The 15,624-nt window shown below is 35.5% G+C and carries 27 protein-coding genes; 4 read left to right on the forward strand and 23 right to left on the reverse strand.

The annotated features are described in order from the left end of the window. Nucleotides 1-302: 302 nt before the first annotated feature. On the reverse strand, nucleotides 303-737 hold the full coding sequence (locus tag H532_RS0110285; RefSeq protein WP_027725418.1) for a hypothetical protein: 435 nt from the start codon (nucleotides 735-737) through the stop codon (nucleotides 303-305). Nucleotides 738-864: 127 nt separating this feature from the next. Continuing rightward, nucleotides 865-1,209 carry a hypothetical protein gene (locus tag H532_RS0110295; RefSeq protein ID WP_027725419.1) on the reverse strand — a complete coding sequence of 115 codons (345 nt, stop codon included), beginning with the start codon at nucleotides 1,207-1,209 and terminating at the stop codon, nucleotides 865-867. Nucleotides 1,210-1,377: 168 nt separating this feature from the next. Here H532_RS0110295 and H532_RS0110300 point away from each other — a divergent pair, with 168 nt between their 5' ends. Next, on the forward strand, nucleotides 1,378-1,593 hold the full coding sequence (locus tag H532_RS0110300; RefSeq protein ID WP_038112152.1) for a helix-turn-helix domain-containing protein: 216 nt from the start codon (nucleotides 1,378-1,380) through the stop codon (nucleotides 1,591-1,593). 30 nt (nucleotides 1,594-1,623) lie between these two features. On the opposite strand, the gene H532_RS20970 is transcribed toward H532_RS0110300, so the two are convergent. The 6 genes from H532_RS20970 to H532_RS20335 are packed head-to-tail and all read right to left on the reverse strand — an operon-like array spanning nucleotide 1,624 to nucleotide 4,460. Next, nucleotides 1,624-1,749 carry a hypothetical protein gene (locus H532_RS20970; protein WP_281169042.1) on the reverse strand — a complete coding sequence of 42 codons (126 nt, stop codon included), beginning with the start codon at nucleotides 1,747-1,749 and terminating at the stop codon, nucleotides 1,624-1,626. After that, nucleotides 1,724-2,377 (reverse strand): replication-relaxation family protein, encoded by a 654-nt coding sequence (locus tag H532_RS0110310; protein WP_027725421.1) that lies wholly within the window; start codon nucleotides 2,375-2,377, stop codon nucleotides 1,724-1,726. Before H532_RS0110310 ends, H532_RS20970 begins: the two co-directional genes overlap by 26 nt. Continuing rightward, a complete protein-coding gene (locus tag H532_RS18535; protein WP_038112156.1) occupies nucleotides 2,377-3,513 on the reverse strand; it encodes an FtsK/SpoIIIE domain-containing protein in 1,137 nt (378 codons plus the stop codon). The genes H532_RS0110310 and H532_RS18535 overlap by 1 nt, the downstream gene beginning before the upstream one ends. Then, complete coding sequence (locus H532_RS0110320; RefSeq protein ID WP_027725422.1) at nucleotides 3,513-3,839, reverse strand: hypothetical protein; 327 nt, start codon at nucleotides 3,837-3,839, stop codon at nucleotides 3,513-3,515. The genes H532_RS18535 and H532_RS0110320 overlap by 1 nt, the downstream gene beginning before the upstream one ends. Continuing rightward, nucleotides 3,839-4,276, reverse strand: a complete 438-nt coding sequence (locus H532_RS0110325) for a hypothetical protein (RefSeq protein WP_027725423.1) — start codon at nucleotides 4,274-4,276, stop codon at nucleotides 3,839-3,841. The genes H532_RS0110320 and H532_RS0110325 overlap by 1 nt, the downstream gene beginning before the upstream one ends. Nucleotides 4,277-4,292: 16 nt before the next feature. Then, nucleotides 4,293-4,460, reverse strand: a complete 168-nt coding sequence (locus H532_RS20335) for a hypothetical protein (RefSeq protein ID WP_155995028.1) — start codon at nucleotides 4,458-4,460, stop codon at nucleotides 4,293-4,295. 244 nt (nucleotides 4,461-4,704) lie between these two features. Here H532_RS20335 and H532_RS0110335 point away from each other — a divergent pair, with 244 nt between their 5' ends. Together H532_RS0110335 and H532_RS0110340 are read left to right on the forward strand one after the other, a co-directional pair. Continuing rightward, nucleotides 4,705-4,917: a helix-turn-helix transcriptional regulator gene (locus H532_RS0110335; RefSeq protein WP_027725424.1), complete on the forward strand. Its 213-nt coding sequence runs from the start codon at nucleotides 4,705-4,707 to the stop codon at nucleotides 4,915-4,917. Then, the gene (locus tag H532_RS0110340) at nucleotides 4,901-5,254 is read left to right on the forward strand and encodes a YhjD family protein (RefSeq protein ID WP_051263263.1); all 354 of its coding nucleotides are present in this window, start codon (nucleotides 4,901-4,903) and stop codon (nucleotides 5,252-5,254) included. Before H532_RS0110335 ends, H532_RS0110340 begins: the two co-directional genes overlap by 17 nt. A gap of 172 nt (nucleotides 5,255-5,426) precedes the next feature. On the opposite strand, the gene H532_RS21080 is transcribed toward H532_RS0110340, so the two are convergent. Beyond that, complete coding sequence (locus H532_RS21080; RefSeq protein WP_162142927.1) at nucleotides 5,427-5,729, reverse strand: YkyB family protein; 303 nt, start codon at nucleotides 5,727-5,729, stop codon at nucleotides 5,427-5,429. Nucleotides 5,730-5,915: 186 nt separating this feature from the next. Between H532_RS21080 and H532_RS0110350 the strand changes: the two genes are divergently transcribed. After that, the gene (locus H532_RS0110350; RefSeq protein ID WP_027725426.1) at nucleotides 5,916-6,458 is read left to right on the forward strand and encodes a hypothetical protein; all 543 of its coding nucleotides are present in this window, start codon (nucleotides 5,916-5,918) and stop codon (nucleotides 6,456-6,458) included. Between the two features lie 52 nt (nucleotides 6,459-6,510). On the opposite strand, the gene H532_RS18545 is transcribed toward H532_RS0110350, so the two are convergent. The 14 genes from H532_RS18545 to H532_RS0110420 all read right to left on the reverse strand — a co-directional run bounded on the left by H532_RS18545 (nucleotide 6,511) and on the right by H532_RS0110420 (nucleotide 15,619). Further along, nucleotides 6,511-8,640, reverse strand: a complete 2,130-nt coding sequence (locus tag H532_RS18545; protein ID WP_051263264.1) for a phage tail protein — start codon at nucleotides 8,638-8,640, stop codon at nucleotides 6,511-6,513. A gap of 1 nt (nucleotide 8,641) precedes the next feature. After that, nucleotides 8,642-8,848 carry a hypothetical protein gene (locus H532_RS0110360; protein WP_027725427.1) on the reverse strand — a complete coding sequence of 69 codons (207 nt, stop codon included), beginning with the start codon at nucleotides 8,846-8,848 and terminating at the stop codon, nucleotides 8,642-8,644. Nucleotides 8,849-8,952: 104 nt separating this feature from the next. After that, entirely contained in the window at nucleotides 8,953-9,291 is a 339-nt protein-coding gene (locus H532_RS0110365; protein WP_027725428.1) for a hypothetical protein, read from the reverse strand. 57 nt (nucleotides 9,292-9,348) lie between these two features. After that, the gene (locus H532_RS0110370) at nucleotides 9,349-9,897 is read right to left on the reverse strand and encodes a hypothetical protein (protein ID WP_027725429.1); all 549 of its coding nucleotides are present in this window, start codon (nucleotides 9,895-9,897) and stop codon (nucleotides 9,349-9,351) included. Nucleotides 9,898-9,911: 14 nt separating this feature from the next. Beyond that, on the reverse strand, nucleotides 9,912-10,301 hold the full coding sequence (locus tag H532_RS0110375) for a hypothetical protein (RefSeq protein WP_027725430.1): 390 nt from the start codon (nucleotides 10,299-10,301) through the stop codon (nucleotides 9,912-9,914). After that, nucleotides 10,298-10,693, reverse strand: coding sequence for an HK97-gp10 family putative phage morphogenesis protein (locus tag H532_RS19605; protein ID WP_051263265.1), 396 nt, complete (start codon nucleotides 10,691-10,693; stop codon nucleotides 10,298-10,300). The genes H532_RS0110375 and H532_RS19605 overlap by 4 nt, the downstream gene beginning before the upstream one ends. Then, on the reverse strand, nucleotides 10,690-11,013 hold the full coding sequence (locus tag H532_RS0110385) for a hypothetical protein (protein WP_027725431.1): 324 nt from the start codon (nucleotides 11,011-11,013) through the stop codon (nucleotides 10,690-10,692). The genes H532_RS19605 and H532_RS0110385 overlap by 4 nt, the downstream gene beginning before the upstream one ends. Further along, entirely contained in the window at nucleotides 11,010-11,315 is a 306-nt protein-coding gene (locus tag H532_RS0110390) for a phage head-tail connector protein (RefSeq protein ID WP_027725432.1), read from the reverse strand. The genes H532_RS0110385 and H532_RS0110390 overlap by 4 nt, the downstream gene beginning before the upstream one ends. Nucleotides 11,316-11,325: 10 nt before the next feature. Next, complete coding sequence (locus tag H532_RS20620) at nucleotides 11,326-11,481, reverse strand: hypothetical protein (protein ID WP_169721030.1); 156 nt, start codon at nucleotides 11,479-11,481, stop codon at nucleotides 11,326-11,328. 18 nt (nucleotides 11,482-11,499) lie between these two features. After that, nucleotides 11,500-11,796, reverse strand: coding sequence for a hypothetical protein (locus H532_RS0110400; RefSeq protein ID WP_027725433.1), 297 nt, complete (start codon nucleotides 11,794-11,796; stop codon nucleotides 11,500-11,502). Nucleotides 11,797-11,852: 56 nt separating this feature from the next. Next, complete coding sequence (locus H532_RS0110405) at nucleotides 11,853-12,668, reverse strand: phage major capsid protein (RefSeq protein WP_027725434.1); 816 nt, start codon at nucleotides 12,666-12,668, stop codon at nucleotides 11,853-11,855. A 24-nt stretch (nucleotides 12,669-12,692) separates the two neighbouring features. Then, nucleotides 12,693-13,298 carry a DUF4355 domain-containing protein gene (locus H532_RS0110410; RefSeq protein WP_027725435.1) on the reverse strand — a complete coding sequence of 202 codons (606 nt, stop codon included), beginning with the start codon at nucleotides 13,296-13,298 and terminating at the stop codon, nucleotides 12,693-12,695. Between the two features lie 135 nt (nucleotides 13,299-13,433). Further along, a complete protein-coding gene (locus H532_RS0110415; RefSeq protein WP_027725436.1) occupies nucleotides 13,434-14,309 on the reverse strand; it encodes a minor capsid protein in 876 nt (291 codons plus the stop codon). After that, nucleotides 14,306-15,619, reverse strand: a complete 1,314-nt coding sequence (locus H532_RS0110420; RefSeq protein ID WP_027725437.1) for a phage portal protein — start codon at nucleotides 15,617-15,619, stop codon at nucleotides 14,306-14,308. The genes H532_RS0110415 and H532_RS0110420 overlap by 4 nt, the downstream gene beginning before the upstream one ends. Nucleotides 15,620-15,624: the final 5 nt, after the last annotated feature.

Consider the following 15,624-nt stretch of genomic DNA (forward strand, 5'->3'; position numbering starts at 1 on the left):
TCGGAGACAATCTCTCGAAAAAGCACGTTACTCAAAGATTATGTATGGTGACCTGCACAGGACTTGAACCTGTGACCCCTACCCTGTCAAGGTAGGAAAGGAGTATTTTTAAATTTCCTATGGTCACCGTATATGCCTTAAAATAAGGATTTTTGCTTACTTTCATATCCTAAAGTATCCTCCTGCAACCCTATTTTCGTTACCTTTCGTTACTTTTTTGTTACTTTTTTTGGCTTGTTTTTAACCTTTAAATAATGCTTTTTTTTAAAAAAGAAAACTGCCCGAAGGCAGTTTCATTTTTTTTAAAGGACTAACCACTCAAAGCGGAATTCTGGATTCTCTGTGTGATAATCAAAAACCCTCTCCGGTGTAACCCCTTTTTCCTTCATACATTGTATGTAACTTTCTTTAATATGTTGCTGAAAGAGGTTTTCAATCGCTTGTTTCGGATCTTCATTAAAAGCACTCATAAAATCATCTTTGCTAATACTCGGCATCCTGTTCATCCTCAAATCGTTTAACGCTGCAAGTAAAGCGAATTTGTGACCATCCAAGCCATGACCAACAACCAAAGAGTGAAGTAACTCCATATCATCTTCTGAGTTGATCAAGTAAGTAGCCACATCATAAGCAAAAGTGCCTTCTGGAATCCCATAAAAACGAATAACTTCCAACGCAAATGGATTCACCAATGTTTCCCCCTTTTGTTTTTCCGAAGTGATTAAATTACTGACCATGTTTCACCATTCCCCTCTTTGTGAATTTTTGTTTTTGAACCGTTGACAGACCAACAAGGAGTAAGTACCTTTGATATTTAGTTAATCTGAACCATTCTTTTGGTGTAGTTTTCATTCACCCGCCCTCCTATAACAAATTTGCCATCATGGAAAGGTAAGTCTTGTTCATGCTAAATTTCATCGTGTATAATGGATTTTTTGTATTTACACTGCAAGCATACAGTCTCACGAAAGTATCAAAATGATCAAATACAACAACAATTTTTTCGTCATAATCAGACTTTAGACGATATACCTCAATGTTGTTAAAAATCTCGTCTGTAAAATTGGTCTTTACTTCCTTCACAAATTCTTCATGATGATTTGTGATCTCTAACAGTTTTTCAAAATCAATCTGGAAGTCATATTTGCGTTCGCCCGTTCCTCTGTATGTGACAATGCCTGGAACCGTTTTGTAATTTTTGTTCCACATATAATCACCTCCATATTTTTAAATATAATGTTCATGTTTATGTACATATAGTACACCTTTAAAAATTCTATGTCAACAGTTTTTGTACAAAAAATTTGCGAATATGTACATAATCTATAGATAGTGATAATATTTATTTGAAAAGGCTTATTGGATGGAGGATACTTTATGCTAATTCCAAGTTATAAACCACTAGAAATTACACTAATTAAAAAAGATAAAACAAAAAGTGATTTACGTAATGAATTAGGATTATCTCCTACAACCATCGCAAAAATCGGGAAAAATGAATTTATCTCGATGCAAATCATCTCAAAAATATGTGAGTATTTAGGCTGTAATATTGATGAAGTAATAGAGTTTATAGAAGAAAAAGACCATTAGGATTGATTCCTAGTGGTCTTTTGATAGTCTTTATTGTCTTTTTAATATCGTATCAATTTTTTTAATTAAATCCTTTAAATCATCACGTTCTGTTTCTGTTTTTGCCTTTTTTATAACCCTTGCCAATTCCTCAACGGATAACAGTCGATTTTCCATCCAGTTTCACCTCAATTCTTTTCGGTTTTGTCGCTTCCAAAAACGCTTCAATTGAAGGAAATTGAAACACTTTAAAATCAACCAGTGGCAAATGATATTTACGCTTGCAAAGAATCAATACGATCGGAAAAATCGGTCTGTCTTTTCTTTGCCAATCAAACGCTTTCCATTCGCCACTATAATAATAGTCAATATATCTTTTCATCTTTTCGGCCATGCTTTTATCTGAAAACGTTAATGATCGCTGCACTTCAATAAAGAACGGAGTACCGTTAAAAATGGTGAATATATCCGGCTCCACTATTCCCTTTTTACCTAGTTTCGGTTCAATGTCGAACACCTTTACCCTGCCAGCTTTAATCAATTGCTTGTAGACGTTAGTAATGGCTTGATAATGTGGTATCTTAGTTGAATCCTTCTTAATGGTACTTTGAGATAAAAAATACATGTATGGGCTTTTAGATGTGTCCGCTTTAATATATCCATCCCGTCTCAAGCGTTTTAAAACGAAGTTTGCCGCTGTTAATGGCCGTTTTAAACCGGAGAAGTGAATATCCATAATATCATCCCTAGAAAGCACCTTGAAACGTTCAAGGTCTCTGATAATCGCTTGATCTCGCTGACGCATTACTCATCACCTAACATGCCAAAAATGTTGCTTAAATCGTTTGTACTCCGCCTATTTTTTGCCGCTTTATTTGTTTTTGACTTAAATGGTTCTAAAAGTTTCTTTGCTTTTTCTAAGTCCAAATATGGTGTTTGTATTTCCTCAATATTCTCACGCTTGAAATACATCCGTCCTGGCGTTTCGATTGATATATCTCCTGCATTATATCCCGTTCCTCTGCCTAATGTAATTTCTGAATTGATTTTGTCGGAATGCTTAAAAGCCATGCGGACAGTAAGATTATTTTTTAGTTTTCCGTTTAAAACATCCCTATCGGGTCTTTGCATAGATAAAATCAAGTAAACCCCTAAAGCCCTACCGATTGCGCTTATATCCTCTAAGATAAACATGATTTCTTTTTCCGCCTTTAATAACGCCACTTCATCAATGCAAACTATAATGTTGGGTAATTTTACTGGTAAATCTTTGATATGCGCTTTTTCGTAATGATCCAATAAATCTCCTCTTTGTTGTAATTCACTTTCGATTGATATTAAAGCCGAAAGTAAGTCATGAACATTAGTCGAAATCGAATCAACATGTATTACTCGCCTAAAAACATGGAATTCAGAACGCTTTAAGTCTCCTAAAATAAGCCTTAATTCATCTGGATTGTTATTAAGAATAAGAGTAGTAAGAATAGAACGTAACTGAGTGGATTTTCCGCTACCTGTTTCTCCTGCTATTAGTAAATGGGGATATTGTGCCATGTCGTATGTGATGATTTGGCCACTATGGTTCACGCCAACCAAAATGGGAATTTCACCTGTTAGATGTTCTTTAAAGCGTTTAAAATCGTATTTTAATGTTTTTGGCATTGAATTCTTAAACACCGTTAAGACAAACTTTTTAACATCACCGTCTAAGTGAATATTATCGCCAAACACCTGTTTAAACGCATATTCATTCTTTTTTACTATCTTAGGATCAAAACCCGTAGGCAAGGTAAATACAAACTGTTTGTGACTTCCTTTATCGGTTATTGCATGGACTTTTGGGTAAACCTGCAATACCTTAGAACCATTTTTGTAATTTAGATATATTTCTCCCGCCCTAAATGCTTTTTTAAGCATCAGCGAATCTTTATTAAAAAACATCACCATTGCCCCCACAACGGATTTTTAAAAAACAGAAAACCGACTGAACCGACACCGAAGATAATTAACCCAATTTTAGTCACTAAAGAGACTAATTCCGCTTTTTCATATTCTCCTTTTTTAATGAGATAACTGGTTAAGAAAGCACTTCCTACTGCGATAGTTGATGTCACAAGAATAACGGTTAATCCGCCTTGAAAGAGTGGAGACATGTCAAAAAGGCTAGAAAGGGTTAATGGTGCGAGTGAAAATGCGATGATAGGTTTCTTAATTTGTTTCGGTATGATTTCTCCTCTCATGAAAGCATCCCATTGTAACGTTTCCATCACATTCTCGCTCCAAACGTATTCTGGATTCGATTGTTGGGATCCCTGGTTAATTCAATGACATTTCTTGAAGGAAGGATAACTTCATCTTTTGTAGTGACCACGTCCATAAACAGGACATCACCTTCGACATTCATGACGATCGGATAACCAACTTTATCCTCGAAAATTTCTTGTCTGGCAAGAAAATGTTCGAGTTTCAAGTCATTAGGCAAATGAACCAAAACCCGATACCCATAATATTTAGGAATGACATATTCCACACTTGGAAAAATCTTCATCACTTTGCGTTCTGCCGAACACATATGGCAAACTTCCCTTTTGACAATCACGCTTTTAATTGCTTGTCGGATTTTCATTTGCATTGGCCGCTTAGAATAAGCGTATAGACCAAGTGATGTAATCACCAATCCGGCACCTATTGTCTCAAAAATCATCGTTGTTCTCCTCTCTTTATTCTTCAAGCAAAACCAACTCATCAAAATTCCAATAACCACTCTTCCAAGTTACGGACAACCCTTTGTCAGTCCATCTAAGATCCATAACTCTAAAGACTTCCAATACATCACCTTTTCTTTTTATCAATTGATTTTCAGACACCTCACTTTCTTTTCTAAACATCTTTAAAAATTCCTTTAGTAAAAACAATTTTTCAATGAAAACTTTAGTTTTTAATGCTTTTGTAGGTACTTTAGTTACTGCTTAGGTAATTACTAAATTAGTTACTGTGGTAAATACTTATGTCGATAAGGCTTAATCATATTCCGTATAACGCATAAAAAGTACAAGCAAAAAACGAAATAAAATTCTGTGTAGGAAAGAAACAAGCCTCTGTCGAATTGATTAGACGGGAGGTTGTGAAGTAATGAAATTACGGAGCAAAATTGGGGAATATGTTGAGGAGTCAGGATATAAACGGGGGTTTATTGCAAAACAATTGAATGTGTCTGTTGATCAATTGCGTTTGTATTGTAAGGGGGAATCGTATCCGCCAATGCCAAAGGCTTTCGCATTGGCTAAATTGTTGGGGAAAAAAGTAGATGATTTGTACGAGGTAATAGATGACGATGAAGTTTAATGAATTGACACCTGAAGAAAATGATTTGATCGAATCATATATGTTGCTACCCTTGGTTAGAAAAGTGTTAGAAAATGATTTAAGGGCAATAGAAAAAAGTATGGTCAAATTTAAACAACCATACTTAGATTTAATTCACAAAATGCTTAATGCTCTTTCTCTTGACTTGAGGGATGTAAAAAAGGAATTATTCAAGAAAAAAATTAAAGCCATAAAATATGGAGATTTAGATTATGAATTTATTGTCCGAGGATGGACATACCACAAGGTTATACACCCAAATTTAGCATCTGAATGGGTAAAAAATAAAATTTATCATTACACTAACGTTACATAACTTTGTTAATGAGTATACGGATATATTAAACGCAATTTTTAAAAGGTACGTTTTTTGTAGTAAATATAATATATAATTCTTCGTTTGTTTATTGTTTGTTTATGGTAAATATATACAATAGAATTTTTACTTCTTATTTTATTATATTTACTACATTTTTCATACCTTTTGATTACATCATCATGATATATTCCCTTAGTATTCTTTTCGCTTTCGATAAAGGCATATGGTTATTGGGATTAAAATGATTTGTAGAATAAGTAAGTCGAGGAAGTTTCTTTATATCGTCTATTGTGGGTGGAAAATGAAATAAGTATTCTTCACATCTGACGAGTACCATCGAATTGTGAATCCCAAGTTTCTGTGCCTTACTATCATAAATCAGTCTCTCTATAGCATTATTTTTCAAAGTATAAAGCATTTTTGGTTTTAACGCTGTTTTTGCATGTCTGTTTACCGTAAAAATTGCATCCAAAATATCTTTGGTTTCTATTTTTGATCCCTCCTTTTTTGTTATATTCTTATATTTCTACAAGTATCTAGGAAATCCTTCATCTAACCCAAAAATAGGATAGGTAAAATGTTATCTTTTTTGATGAAGAAACCCCCAATAAATTTTAAACGTAAAAAATGGGGAAAAATAAATTTGGAGGGATTAAATGTGAAGAAAACTATTATGATGTTGTCAGTTCTGTTTTTGTCGATTGGTTTGTTAGCTGCTTGCGGATCTTCAGATTCAAAAAAAGATAATAGTAACAATGCAAACAAAACGACAACGACCGAAAAGGCCGATAAAAATGAAAGTAGCAAAAGTGATACAAGTCAAGCCGAAAGCAAATATCCTTTCCCAGAAAACGCATCACCGACCGGAAAAGGAAAAATTGTTATAAGCACACCGTCCGGTACATCGGAAAATGGGAACGTGCCTGTTTTAATTGTGGAACCGGATACGGCCATGACGCAAATCGGTATTGATTTATCTAATTTTGATGGAAGTAAACAAACCTATATTTATATCAACAAAATTTTTAATACTGCTGAACAAGTCGGTGAGATGACACAAACGTCATTGAATTTAGAGGGCGAATTTTTAAAACCAGGAACATATACAGTAACGGCTATTCAGTTTGATAATGACGATCCAAAAAGCGGAAAAGTAATCAATTATACTGAAGCAAAATATGAAGTGAAAAAAGGTGCATAAACAAAAAAAGACCTCACCCATAATGGAGTGAGGTGAATTTCTATCATCTTTTTTATCGGCTTTTAATATGGAATTGTAAATTATTTAGAGTTTGTTGATCTCTTTGTTTTAAATAAAGTTTTATCTTTTCGAAGAAGTCTTCTGGATTATTTGCTTGTATAGTTACATTCTGAAAGTTTATTTGTGTTCCGCTATTATTGATGACATGATTAGAATTCAGGTTTTCCCGCAATCTCGAATAGACGGCATCCGCAAACGGTGCCATGTACCGTTTGTTTTCAAGGGGAACGATCGCTTCTCGCCCAGCTTCACCCAGTCCGACTATTGTGGGGGAATCGAAAAACCCTCCCCTTTTTTTCCATTCAACCGAAATGGATGGTAAACCTTCTTTTGGCCAATCCAGTGGATTTAACGATCCATGAAGTTGGAAGTGTGGCAATTTAATTTTAGTAAATAAATTTGAAAAAGCACTTTTAATTTTTCCCATTATATCGCTAGCTTCGTTCCACATATCCGAAAAATATCCTTTGATTTTATCAATGGCATTTTTTACCGCATTTTTGGCTGTTTCAATCGGTTGCGTGATGGCATTTTTCACTGCATTAAATTTATCAACTGTTATTTGCCAAATGGTTTGAGCGCCATTAACAAAAAAGGACTTAATGAACGACCAGGCATTAGAAATAAAACTTTCGATACCATTAAAAATTTGTGTGATATGGTTTTTTATGGCGTTAAATTTATCAACGGTTGTTTGCCATAAATTATTAGCTACATTAACAAAAAAATCTTTCATTTTTTGCCAACCATCGGAAATGGCTTGAATCCCATGCTTTAATGAATCTGTGAATTTATTCCATTCACCTTTAAGCCAAGACCATAATTCGCCTAATTTTTTAGTGACTGTATCCCAGTTTTTAGCCATAAGAATAATAATTGCTATTAAAGCACCGATACCAGCCACAATCCAACCTACAGGTGATGACAAGAAAGCTAAATTCAATCCTTTTTGAGCTAAAGTTGCTAACAATGTTCCCGTTCGCATTGCGGTTATCAAGCCATTAAAAATGCCGATAGCAGTATTTATTCCCTGGATCACCTTAAAAGCAACAAAAGCACCAGCCAATCCGCCAAGTGCTGCTGTGATGATACTTGTATTATCTTTGAGCCAAGAAAAAACATCCTTTAAACCTTCAAAAAGACTTTTTGCTATTTGAAGGCCACCGACATCCTTAAATTTATCCCACAATGTCTGCAATCCACTTTTAACATCATTGAAAACAGGAACAAGTATGTCTTTTAAGTAACCTACAAACGTAGAGACGCCAGTTTTAACTTTATTGAAATCAATGTTTTGTAGCCAGCCCGATACCGTTTTCAGGCCATTAACCACCGTATTCATGATCGGCTGTGCCAATTGTGCCTTTAAATCCGTCCAGGATTGCTTCAAGTTACCTAATTGGTTTTCGTATGAATTAGATTCTCGTCTTGCCTGTCCTGTGGCTCCTGCGGCCTTCTGCATGCTTTTGGCGAATTCCAGACGGGCTACCTGTTTTCCTTTTTCATCGAGATTTTTCCAATCCATCCCTAAATTTTTAGCAGCCCAAGAAGCCAATTGCGTTTCATTGGCGAATAAACCGATTGATTCACCGCCCTCATAGTTACCTTTAATAAAACTATTGAGTGCAGCCTGAGCATCTTCGAACGATTTGTCATAAAAGGCAGCCGCATCAGCGGTTAGTGTTACGGCTGTTTTGGCTTGATCCATGGCATCTTTTGTATCCATACCCAAACCTTTAAACATAGACGTCATTTGAGACATCGCAGGTTTAATGCGGTTAGGTACCATACCGAAGTCTTTGCCGAGCTGATTTACCGTTTTTTGGGCATCATTCTGTAGATCCCCGAATACCTGTTTAAATTGAGCATTCATCGCCTGAGATGATGCTCCTGCTTCGATGACGGATACACCAAAATCTTTAATTTTGTCTATTGCAAAGGCTGCTGCTACGGCTCCGCCAAATTTAGCAAGTGTTCCACTCATCAATTTGCCAATGGACGACCCAAATTTCTTGCTTTGATCTTCGGTTTTTTTAATTTGACCTTCGGCATTCTTCAAACTTTTAGAGAATTTTTCATCGGAAATGACTATTTCAGCCCCGTATGTACCTAAGTCATACACCTTATTTCTCACCTACTTTCTCAACACGATAACCCTTAAACGACCTAATTGCGTCCAGATCTGCATGTTTACGAGGATTTTTGAATCGTCTAATCTTATCCAAAATCTCTCGCCCTTCGTCTGTTTGCATCATATCTTGAATCGTGTTTTGCTCAACCAACGACAAAAAAATGCCGTAAGGTAGATTCATAACTTCATCGAATGTCATATTTGCTTTACTCATTAAATAAGCGACGTCACTCATCAATGAATTAGATAGGATTGATTCATTTCCCGACTTTCCCAGGATATTTTCAGGAACAGTCGGGAAGATTAGTTTTTTTCCTCAATTTCTTGGAATTCCTTGAAAAAGATCTCAATGATTTTTTGCATTTGCATCGTATTTAAATTTTCTTCGATGAATTTAGCATTCACTTTTTTTGTTTTATCTTGGGACAGAATGAGAACGACACATTCAATAGCCAATTCCTGAATTTTATTCCCATCCATTTCTTCTTCAGGTTTTTTCATTTCATCCCTTAACTTCATTTGCAAAGCCGTAATTTTTTTGTGAAGTCCAGTTAAGGGTTGTTTAGGTAATTTGTAAATATCGCCACCAAGTTTAATTTCATACGTTTGATCTAAAAACAAATCCAAATCATAAACCGACATACATATTCTCCTTTCTATAAAAAAAATAAGGAGGGCATCATCCCTCCAATAAAATTATTAGACGCCTTCAGGCGGCATTTCTTCGGTAATCAATACAATATTCCCATTTTGTTTCGTTGGATCAGCAAGGAGCGTAAATTCAAATTCAAACGCTGTATTTTCATCAGACTTAAACGTCCATTCAAGACCTGAGCGGTTCTGCGCCCTGAACATGTCCATAGTCAATTTATAACCATCTTCTTTAAAGTGAACAAAGCGCAATCGTTTAACGGGAACCGTCTTTTTACCACCAATACCTAATGTTCTTTTCCCGTTTGTTGTATCTTCATTGTAGTAACCAGCCAACAATTCCTGAAGAACACTTAAATCATAGGTAACGATGCCGGCATTAAATGTCACCGTTTCAGAGGTCAAAAAACTCCCCAGAATTTGGTTATTGACGCCACCTCGAACATCGGTGAAATCATATTCGATTTTTAATGTAGCTTCACCGTTACTTTCCCCTACTTTAATCCATTCTTCTTCGGTTGATGTTTTTACATCAACACCATCGGGAATAATATACAATTCTCCAGTGCCAAATAAAATTTCTTGGGTGTTTGCCATTTATATCAATCCTTTCAGTCTGCCAAAATATTGAATGAGAGAATCTGTTCAAAAATTTTTTGGTCAGGATCATAGTTAATCCCACTACCACCAGAATGGGTAGAATGATAAATACTTTTTCCATCAATGATAAATCCAGGTTTGTTATTGAAATGCAATAACTCTAATAATCTGTTGGCAATCGCTTCAGTTAACACAACATCTTGTGTAAGAATTGTCAAATCACACCGATATTGTGTGACTGGATTACCCGCTAATAAAGGAAAAACCTCAAAGATAATGTATGGATAATCCGTCCTATTTTTAGGGATATATTCTCGGATACGTTGATTTTTTGGCGTGTAGCCAACCAAATCCCTTAATTCCTTATCTCCAGTTAAATAATCCAATATGGCTTTAATCATACACTCAACCCCTTCTTAATCATCTCTTGGATCTTTCCGATGTTTTCTTCAATAGAGGGCTTTAAGTAAGGTTGGGGTTTTGTGCCTGGATGCTTGATTTTTTTAACTGTGACCCAACGGCCATTGATTTTTAAGTGAGTAGGTTTATCATAGATGATTTCATGAGGTTCAGAACCTTCTTCTAGAACTTTGGCATACTCGACATTCGTGCCGATAAACACGCTACTTTTATTTTTGCTATGATCGGTTTCATGAGTGATTGAACGTCTTAAATGACCTGTATCTACACTTACCCTGTGTTTAGCTTCGGCTTCGACAAACGTACCAATTTTTTCAGCGATCATTTTTCTTCGTTGTTGCATATCCTTAATTGCATCATCAAAACGGCTCATGGTGAATATCCCTCGTTAATTAAGACTTCAAAGTGACGATCATATTTCAAAAGGCCGGTTAACGTGTAGTCTTTGTCTTGCCATTCAATATGTTGATTTAATTTGAGTTTGTCATTAGGCAAACAAAACACACGATGGGTCACATTAGCAACAAGGCCATAACGAGTATGCGTTAATTCTGAGGAATACGGTTCAACTTCACCCATAAATGGGGTTTTTACTGTGGTAGTTCCATATACAGGACGGCCTAATGAATCATATCCAATCGGTTCATCTGATTCGATTTCTTCAACGATATAAAGAGTTTTAGTGAGCCTCATATAAACTCAATCCTTCGGTATCGGTTCAGTTCTCGGATGATGTCTAAAGGTAATGAGTCAATGTAAGATTCACTCAAACTCCCCTTACCTTCTGATTTAATGCCTTCAACGCCTTTTAAGCGATATTTTAAAATGGCAATATCTTCGACAACCGAATCTAAACCCACCGGAATTTCTTCTAAATTGCAATAGTTTAAAACAAAATTTGTCGCTCTCGAGAGATACAAATTTAAGACATTGTCTTGTGATGTGTCATTAACATCGATACCTAAAAGGATTTTCACATTTTCTAAAGTAGGCATTTGAGATCACCTACTTTTTCGCAGCAGATTTCTTTTTGGAATCGTCTTTTTTTGTTTCCTGCTTCGGCTTTTCAATTACTTCATAGTCAGGATTTTTCTTGAGACGTTCTAAAAGTTCTCCATCAACATCCCACTTCAAGCCTGTTTTTTTGTTTAGTACGAACAATCAAATCACCTTCTTTTGTTAGTAATAACCATAAAAACTAAATGTAAATTGACCGTATTTTCCATCCGTATCTTGTTTTAAACTTTCACCACGACGACATATTTTAAATTTAAAAATTGGTAAATCTTTGATCATAAACGGCTGAGTGTACCAAGCAGGTAAATAAATACCATCGGGATCATCATTTAGATAAATCATGCAGTCGTTTTCTATGATCATAGATAAAAAGTAAATCGGATTTTCAAATTTAATTTCCTTTTCGATGTCTTGGCCTAAATCAATCAAACCGTTTGAAGAAACGATATTGCCATACACGTCTTTCACCACCTAAAATTAAAGAAAAAAGGGAAGGATTAAACCTCCCCTTTTAATTAGCCAATCGTTGCGGTTAAAACGGCCATTGCTTCAGGACGGAGAACGGCTCCACCGTAAACCATGAGACCTCTTACGCCATCAGCAAAGCTGTCTTGTAAGCGCATGGCTTCGACTTCATCCAGTTGTTTACCATGACCGATAGCCGATTGATGTAAAGCCAAAATTTTGTAAGCACCATTGGCGTTTTTGGCTAATTCTTCGGATACAACAACTTGCAAACCGTTGATAGATTGTCCTTCGACAACACCGTTTTCTAGGACTACAGGTTGTTTAGTAAAGCGATCGTCTTTCGACAACAACCCTAATACATCTGAATTGATGACAACATAACGATTAACCTTCGGTACTTTCTTTTTATTTAACAACGTACCAAGGTCTACAATATAATCATAGACATTGGTTTTATCTAGGGCTTTTGGAGTCGTATCATCACCGATCACGTTGTCTGCTGCAACATCGGTATAAAGGCTGAGGACAAAGGAATCAACTGTTTCTTGGAGTGTTGCCGATGCTTCAGCCGTAGCTGCATCTACCATATCACCTGAGGCTTGAACTTTATCGACATCATCAACAGTAAATGCGAAATATTTCTTTTGATCCATCGGCAATTCAACACTTGATGTCGTGAGGCCATCCCAAGATACAGAGCCTTCATAATCTTTAATTTGGACATTACCGATTCGGTTAAAGACAATTGTGTTTCCTCTTACTTCGCTAGGCGGAGTCGTAATTACATCCGCAATAGATGTTTTGTGAAAGTTTGCTAACAAACGTGCTTCCCAAATTTTTGGAATAAAAGAATTAACTGCCATAATATATCACCAGAACCTTTCTAATTATAATTGTGTGTTTTTAATTGAATCCCAATGTTTGTTGATTTCATCGATGCTCATATTGTTTAATTGGTCTTTTGTAAATGTTGTTGGCGGATTTCCATCACCAGGATTAGTACCGCTACTTTTTAATTTTTCATCGACTAATGCTTGAAGTTGGGAATTCCAAACTTCTTCTAATTGGGAAAGATTGGATATTGTTTTTTCTTCATCTTCACCAATCATGAAGTCAATCAATTGGACAGGGAGTTTTTTCTCTGTCGCAATTTTTAGCGCTTTATTTTTCAAAGACTCATAGAGTTTTTCTTTTTCCATCTGCTCAATTTTTCGCTGGAGTTCTCTCAAAGTCTTGTCTTTAGGATCTTCGTCCGGATAACGTTTTTTAATTTCTTCATCAATTAACTTTTGTAGGTTGTTGTTCTTCCATGTTTCCAATGATTTAGCAAAATGTTGGTCTAATCGTGGTTGTAACAATTTTTTACCCTCATCTGTTTCCAGAAACCCTTTCACCTTGTCCACCGACACGGCAGAAAGTTCTTCTAGATAGGTTTTAACTTCTGCATTATCTTTATTTTCCTCAAAGAATTTTTTAATCTCTTGTAAATCCAATTTTCATTACCTCCAACCCTCTATGTACGAGCCACAGAGTGTTTATTTTTTATATCCATGCTGTTCTTTAACGTCTGCAGCATGGGAAAAGACAATCTATGTAAAAAGCCACCACCGAAATGGATGGCGACTTGTTTACGGAATATTTTTTTGTTCTGCCCATTCTTCATAGGTCATGTTTTCGATTATGTCTTTTGATTCGTTGTCTTTACGTTTTGATGGCTGATAATCATCAAGAACAGGAACGTAACAACACCTGCAATTTGGATGTTTGGGGATTTTTGGTTTATAAGGATCATCAATATCAAATATTTTCCCGTCTAGTTCCCGACATTCCGAATCCGTTTTAGCATCAAGTGTCGCAAGCCATTTAACCTTTTCCGTCACACCCGAATCTCTATAAAGTTTTTCTTGGGCCTGTGTAATGACTCTTGCTGATTCAGTACGGATTAAGCGTAATGATTGATAGGCTTTTACATTAAATAGTTTGTTGATGGCTCTTGCGATTTTGTCTAATGAATCGCCATTTTGTATGCCTAAAAACAAGGCTTCTCGCAGTGAGTTAATCAAAGATGTTCGGTTTTTCCAAATGCGTTCAGAAAATGGAATGCCTGACCAATTAAAATTCACAATTTCTTTGATGAATTCGGGTTTTAATAATTTGAAGTTGATACCAACCTTTAGATTCTGTTCAAGGGCAAATGCTGTTCGATAAAAGGCTTGTGCATACACTAAGGCAAGAATACCCACCATTATTTTTACTTCATCATTGTAATCTAATTGAATTTCATCTTTAATTTGTTTCTCGATTGTTGCCATACGGTTGTATTTTTGAAGATCGGCATAGTTGACTTTGCCATCTTGACCATATTTCATAAAAACTTCGGCCACAAATGCCTTAATATTATCCCTTGATTTTTTATACATTTTAAGTATTTCTTGATGTTCTTTATCGGTTAATTTAAACATCTGATCAAATATTTCTAGGATAGCGTCCTCTAATTTACTCATGCTGTTTCACCAGATTTTAAATTATCTTGTTGCCATCCAATGGAATCCAAATTCATATCGTCTTTTTCTTCTTTAACTTTCTCAATCTCTTGCGATGGTGATTGTATGCGAGGATGCCAACTTAATAGAGTCTCCTGAGAAACTATTCCTTTAAGTTTGATGATCTCATCGGTGATTTCGGCTTCATTTTGTGGGATATTGCGAGTGAATTCCCATGTTATATCGGAGGGATCATAATTTTTTCCCTTGAGATTGAGAATATTTGTAATCAAACGAATACGTTTTCTCAAACCCTTAGACATTTTGCGTTCTTTAATTTGGCATTTGGTTTCAAGCCCAAATAATTTATAACCTAATGCCACCCCGCTAAGATTTGAGGAAAAATCTTCACTTGTTAGTTTTGGCGTTGCTGTTTGCGTATGGATTAGCTTATCTACTGTTTCAAAGAAGGTATTCTGAAAGTCGGCATCAACATCTTTAATTAAGAATTTAGCGTCATCGGTTTTATCTAATAACAAAACGCCATTTTGTTTCATTTTTTCAATATCTTCGGGAGTTGTACCTTGCCTTCCGGCAATAACGAGATATGAATTGACAAATGCCTCCAATTCATTGCTCGAATCGGATAACAATTTATCAACCGAATCGACCAAGGAGATAATTTTTTCAAAATCGCCAATTTCTTCGTCATTATTCTTATAAAGGGTAACGGGAACTTCACCAAAATAATGCTTTGTTTTCGGTCGATTGGGATCAGGGATAAATGTATTTCCACCATCTTTTGAGATAAAATAATAAAATGCTTGATCGTCATAATACTCTAATTTAGTTATGGTTGTTTTTTCGTCAATCACTTCATCCCAATACCGAAAAGCATATTGAATATTATCTTTGTTATCTTTCTTGACGTACATTTCTAAAGGGCTGTATTGAGTGAAACGGATTTTTCCTTCTGGATCGACCCATGTTAATTCGTAACATTTTCCGAAAATACAATAATCTTTAACAATTTCAGCGTTCACATCTTCTTCATCATTAAGATAAAAAACATCTTTTAAATCGGCTATGTATTGGTTATTTTTAGACTTAGATATGTAAGAAATTGGTTTAGATGCGAAATAACCAATTACCGTATCAATGATGATTCCTGGATAATCAAGAACGACTTTGTTGTTAGGTTTGCTTGGGTCAGGTAAGACTCGGTTTAAGATGTCGTGTTTGCCTATGTAGTAATTGTATAGTTTCTGGTATCTAACCAAATCGATTTTGTGTTGTTTTAAACCTTCTTTGATGTTATCTAATATCGTCAAGACGG

The organism is Tuberibacillus calidus DSM 17572 (genome assembly GCF_000430685.1).
Classification (GTDB): domain Bacteria; phylum Bacillota; class Bacilli; order Bacillales; family Sporolactobacillaceae; genus Tuberibacillus; species Tuberibacillus calidus.

Coding starts and splice junctions, on each gene's coding strand:
- H532_RS0110285 (WP_027725418.1), bottom strand. CDS start 737: ATGGTCAGTAATTTAATCACTTCGGAAAAACAAAAGGGGGAAACATTG.
- H532_RS0110295 (WP_027725419.1), bottom strand. CDS start 1,209: ATGTGGAACAAAAATTACAAAACGGTTCCAGGCATTGTCACATACAGA.
- H532_RS0110300 (WP_038112152.1), top strand. CDS start 1,378: ATGCTAATTCCAAGTTATAAACCACTAGAAATTACACTAATTAAAAAA.
- H532_RS20970 (WP_281169042.1), bottom strand. CDS start 1,749: ATGGAAAATCGACTGTTATCCGTTGAGGAATTGGCAAGGGTTATAAAA.
- H532_RS0110310 (WP_027725421.1), bottom strand. CDS start 2,377: ATGCGTCAGCGAGATCAAGCGATTATCAGAGACCTTGAACGTTTCAAG.
- H532_RS18535 (WP_038112156.1), bottom strand. CDS start 3,513: ATGTTTTTTAATAAAGATTCGCTGATGCTTAAAAAAGCATTTAGGGCG.
- H532_RS0110320 (WP_027725422.1), bottom strand. CDS start 3,839: ATGGAAACGTTACAATGGGATGCTTTCATGAGAGGAGAAATCATACCG.
- H532_RS0110325 (WP_027725423.1), bottom strand. CDS start 4,276: ATGATTTTTGAGACAATAGGTGCCGGATTGGTGATTACATCACTTGGT.
- H532_RS20335 (WP_155995028.1), bottom strand. CDS start 4,460: ATGTTTAGAAAAGAAAGTGAGGTGTCTGAAAATCAATTGATAAAAAGA.
- H532_RS0110335 (WP_027725424.1), top strand. CDS start 4,705: ATGAAATTACGGAGCAAAATTGGGGAATATGTTGAGGAGTCAGGATAT.
- H532_RS0110340 (WP_051263263.1), top strand. CDS start 4,901: ATGACGATGAAGTTTAATGAATTGACACCTGAAGAAAATGATTTGATC.
- H532_RS0110360 (WP_027725427.1), bottom strand. CDS start 8,848: ATGACATTCGATGAAGTTATGAATCTACCTTACGGCATTTTTTTGTCG.
- H532_RS0110365 (WP_027725428.1), bottom strand. CDS start 9,291: ATGTCGGTTTATGATTTGGATTTGTTTTTAGATCAAACGTATGAAATT.
- H532_RS0110370 (WP_027725429.1), bottom strand. CDS start 9,897: ATGGCAAACACCCAAGAAATTTTATTTGGCACTGGAGAATTGTATATT.
- H532_RS0110375 (WP_027725430.1), bottom strand. CDS start 10,301: ATGATTAAAGCCATATTGGATTATTTAACTGGAGATAAGGAATTAAGG.
- H532_RS19605 (WP_051263265.1), bottom strand. CDS start 10,693: ATGAGCCGTTTTGATGATGCAATTAAGGATATGCAACAACGAAGAAAA.
- H532_RS0110385 (WP_027725431.1), bottom strand. CDS start 11,013: ATGAGGCTCACTAAAACTCTTTATATCGTTGAAGAAATCGAATCAGAT.
- H532_RS0110390 (WP_027725432.1), bottom strand. CDS start 11,315: ATGCCTACTTTAGAAAATGTGAAAATCCTTTTAGGTATCGATGTTAAT.
- H532_RS0110405 (WP_027725434.1), bottom strand. CDS start 12,668: ATGGCAGTTAATTCTTTTATTCCAAAAATTTGGGAAGCACGTTTGTTA.
- H532_RS0110415 (WP_027725436.1), bottom strand. CDS start 14,309: ATGAGTAAATTAGAGGACGCTATCCTAGAAATATTTGATCAGATGTTT.